Raw genomic sequence first — 3824 nt, 5'->3', positions numbered from 1 at the left:
GGGGGATGCACGGGTTTTGAGCGATTTTACCGGTTTTTCTGGCATTTGACCAGCTAAGCAGCGCTCACCAACCTAATTAGCGCCGCTTTTTTCTCGTTATTCAGCACGCCCTAGTTAGTAGTTAATGACTAATCGGTGAGATACATCTGTAAGAACATGGCCATACCATGTCCTTACCAACGTGGGCTGAACGTTAGAACCGCGATATATTCGACCCAACTGAGAAACGGTCTATTAGCCATTAGCTAATAAGTAGGTAGGATTAAATTATTTGTAAAATGGATTAGCGATAGCGTAACTCATGCGGATGATGGGTTTCCGACCTCAAACCATCCTCCAAACATCTTCAATTTAATCGCATCTGCCTACTTAACTAATTACTACTAATTGCTTCCGGCGGGGCAATATCATTTCCAACTGCCACCCCCTTCTTACCCAACTTTAAGCCTGGTTTAGCAGGTTTCGCAATTTGCTGAGACTCTGAAACAGAAGGATTCGAGGGAACATCTGGCAGAGGATCAACTGTTGCTGAAGACTGTGAGTGATTCGATGTCACAGCGAGTCCTCCCACTGCCCCAGCCACAAGAGCCGCATAGCCGACGTATAAATGTAGCGTGCTAAGCTGAAATACCGATGCTGATGCGGGTCGATACCAGGATGGCACCACAGTTTTTACAGGATCGGGTGCAGGTAAAGAAGCAGCCATTGCCGCCCCATCTAACCCCAATGCCTCCCCTATCCGGCGAATAAAGCCTCTGACATAGATATCTTCCGGCAATTGATCCAAACGACAAATTTCTAAAGCCTGAATGTGATGGGGCGGCACCAATGTTAAATTATGAATTTGTCGCATAGTCATTGACTGAGCATGACGCGCCTGCCGTAGTTCCTGACCAATTTGCCGCAGACGCTCCTCCCGCTCTTGAGCAGCCATTTGCGCTGCCAGTTGAGCCTTGGAGAGTTTTTTAGTTGGTTTGGGGAAAACCGGATCTATATTGCTGCTACTAAACGGTGGCACAGCTTCTTCGGAATTAGCGGGTGAGTTATTCGGTTTGTTGTTGGTTGTTCGTTGTTCGTTATCCGTGGGCGTTGTCAGGTTGTTAGATTCTAATAACGTTTCCACTGGACAACTTGACAACTCTTCTGTAACGAGTGACGACGAACTACTAAGCTGCTGTTCTTGTTGACTGTTACTGATTTCTGTGGATGCGACGGGAACGACTTTGTAAGTCTTGGCAAACTGCTGGAACGCTAGCCGGATAGCTTCTCGCCCCACTGCCTTAACCATAATTTGGGCATTCCCCGCAGCTTCTCCCAGGATCGTCTGTAACCCAGCCAAAGAACGGTTATAGACTTCGCTGCTATAAAGTTCAGCTTCTATTCGGCTGAGGATAGACCGCAACACTTCCTGGGAAATTTCAATGGTGGGGCTTTCGGTAATACCGATACCATATGCCGATTGTAATGCCATGACTTTATCTTGTCGAACGCGATCGTTGTAGAACAAAACTTAACGCGATCGCCCAGGCATGATCTTTTCAAGGGAGTGCTTTGGCTACTCCCCGCGCCTGTTATCAGTGATTTACTTACCGATAACTGACGATGACACAAGCTGCTTGGACTATCTGAGTAATCTCTTCGACAAGTTGGCACTGGTTCCGGATCAGTCAATAGTCAATTTTCTCTGGCTATGGGGAGCTTGCCAGTTTTCAGCTTTTATGTATTAATGTGGCTAATTGTTGCCTGATTCAGCACCCAGAATTCAGGAGCCAGAACTTATCATAAGCTTGGCTCCTAACTCTTTATAAAGACGTACTTTCTATAGCTGACTCCTGACAACTTAATGCAATATAGATATTTAGCGAGGATATCGCTTTCCTGGCTCGTAATCTTTCGCCAAGCAGCGTTCGAGTAAATGAATGCTATAAAGGTACAAGAAGCGACGGGGATTAAGTACCAGCTTGGTTTTAGAACTGAAGATTGGCTGGTTGAGAAACTGCCAGAGGGGGAACTTAATCTTGTTGTATCGTGGAGCCATAGTTAGAGAATTCCAGATAGCAGTAATAAGGATTGCTGTCACCACGCATCTATCTTAGGTGATATTTGGTGGATTAATATAACTTTGACAGAAACTACTACACTATTTCTTGGGTTAGATTACGGAATCTGGAAGAAGCATTTTGCCAAAGTCTGTATTTTCACGGATGCGATCGCCTATCCCCAAGCGATCGCCGACCGCAATCAGCTATTTTCAGCCAAGCTATCACACGCCAGCCAGATAATTTTAGGTAACTATACTCATCAAAAGTAGTTTATTTTTCTACTACTAAAGTTAAAAAACGCTGTAAGCTGTTCAGCATTTAATTTTATGGCGCTATCTGAACCAGTCAAGGGCTTCAGCCTCTAAAATACCCAGCTTTAATGCCTAACAGCTTAAGTAAAATAATATTAACTTTATATAAATTTTTAAATATCAGCTAAGCAAAGATATTAGTAAGGTGGGTAATACCCACCTTACTGCTTTTCAAGTTATTGTGCAGTTTGAGTAGTTTGGTTACTACTAGGAGTGCAAACAATATACTTAGAAGCTTCTACATTGCTAGCAAGAGGTTGTATCTTTCCCTGACGAACCAAGGTTTGATGAATAAGAGCAGCAATCTCCCCACGGGTAGCAGGTTGATTAGGATTGATAACCCTTGGATCGGGATAGTTAACCACAATATTTGCTTTTGTGGCTTCGGCTACACCATTAATAGCGTAGTAAGGAATCTGCTCTGCGTCTGCATAATATTCGCTAATAATCACTGATGCAGGACGGTTAAGAAATACACCTTGACCCACAGCTACGGTTGATGAGGAATCGCTAGCCGGGGTAGTTTGGTTATTCGCCACCGCGGGGACGGCGCTGCTATCCGGGGTAGCCTGGTTATCCGCCACCGCGGGGACGGCACCGCTATCCGGGGCAGCCTGAGCCTTCTGTTGGTTCATAAACACTGGGTACATCAAGGACGTCCTTGCCAAGGGCATAAATAAACGCTTCTTGGTTGCTCGACGTCTGACTGCGGGACTTCTGGTTGCTTGAGTGGAAGTTGCTTGAGTGGGAGTTGCTGGAATAGTTGCTTGAGTGGAAGTTGCTGGAGTAGTTGCTTGAGTGGGAGTTGTTGAAGTTGTAGATGCGGTAGGAGGGCTAGAAAGACCATCCAGAACCTCCGCTAAGGAAACTATTGCCTGAACCTTGGAAACTTCTTCTTTTGGATGAAAGAAACCACCAGGATACCCAGTCATAAACCCAGTTTGATAGGCTTCCTCAATTGCCGGAGCTGCCCAGTAGCCTACAGGAACATCTTTATATACACTTCCACTTGGTATCTGTGCTACCTGGTTTTGATTAAAAGCTTGACGAATTATCGCAGCAAATTCATCGCGAGCGAGTGTTTTATTTGGTCTATATGTTCCATCAAGGTATCCAGTAAGAATGTTTTTTTGGTAGTGGTAAATATGTAGTGAAAAAATTCTTACATAAATAGCGACGCATTATAATGATGGATAAAATACCATATAGCTCCGATGTGATTTTCTAACTTTTTAGAAAAAGACAAAGTTTTCCTAACTAATCGAGAAATTCTTTGACGCATCGTATTATTAAATCTCTCAATATGGTTGGTCAGCCCACTGTTTTTACTCACGGCTTTATGCCGTTTGCTTGGAATAACTTTCTCATAAGCCGCCCAATAATCTGTATAACAAACAGCACATTGTCGATAAATTGATGGGAGAGAATTCCATAATCCTCTAGCCCCTTGTTCGCTGCGCTCGCCAATATA

The 3824-nt window shown here is 44.3% G+C and carries 5 protein-coding genes; 1 reads left to right on the top strand and 4 read right to left on the bottom strand.

The annotated features are described in order from the left end of the window. Window positions 1-373: 373 nt before the first annotated feature. Both NDI42_RS28710 and NDI42_RS28705 read right to left on the bottom strand, forming a co-directional pair. Window positions 374-1471 (bottom strand): helix-turn-helix domain-containing protein, encoded by a 1098-nt coding sequence (locus NDI42_RS28710; RefSeq protein WP_190450565.1) that lies wholly within the window; start codon window positions 1469-1471, stop codon window positions 374-376. 387 nt (window positions 1472-1858) lie between these two features. Continuing rightward, on the bottom strand, window positions 1859-2038 hold the full coding sequence (locus NDI42_RS28705) for a hypothetical protein (RefSeq protein WP_190439147.1): 180 nt from the start codon (window positions 2036-2038) through the stop codon (window positions 1859-1861). An 84-nt stretch (window positions 2039-2122) separates the two neighbouring features. Between NDI42_RS28705 and NDI42_RS28700 the strand changes: the two genes are divergently transcribed. Further along, on the top strand, window positions 2123-2311 hold the full coding sequence (locus tag NDI42_RS28700; protein WP_190450563.1) for a hypothetical protein: 189 nt from the start codon (window positions 2123-2125) through the stop codon (window positions 2309-2311). 218 nt (window positions 2312-2529) lie between these two features. Here NDI42_RS28700 and NDI42_RS28695 read toward each other — a convergent pair whose 3' ends face one another. Continuing rightward, complete coding sequence (locus tag NDI42_RS28695; RefSeq protein ID WP_348231896.1) at window positions 2530-3477, bottom strand: S-layer homology domain-containing protein; 948 nt, start codon at window positions 3475-3477, stop codon at window positions 2530-2532. Window positions 3478-3515: 38 nt separating this feature from the next. Next, on the bottom strand, window positions 3516-3824 hold a 309-nt coding region (locus NDI42_RS28690; protein WP_277876774.1), incomplete at its 5' end, for an IS1 family transposase.

It is taken from the genome of Funiculus sociatus GB2-C1 (assembly GCF_039962115.1).
In the GTDB taxonomy this organism is placed as follows: Bacteria; Cyanobacteriota; Cyanobacteriia; order Cyanobacteriales; family FACHB-T130; genus Funiculus; species Funiculus sociatus.
The sequence above is the reverse complement of the archived record's forward strand: the minus strand, read 5'-3'. Positions and strand labels throughout refer to the sequence as shown.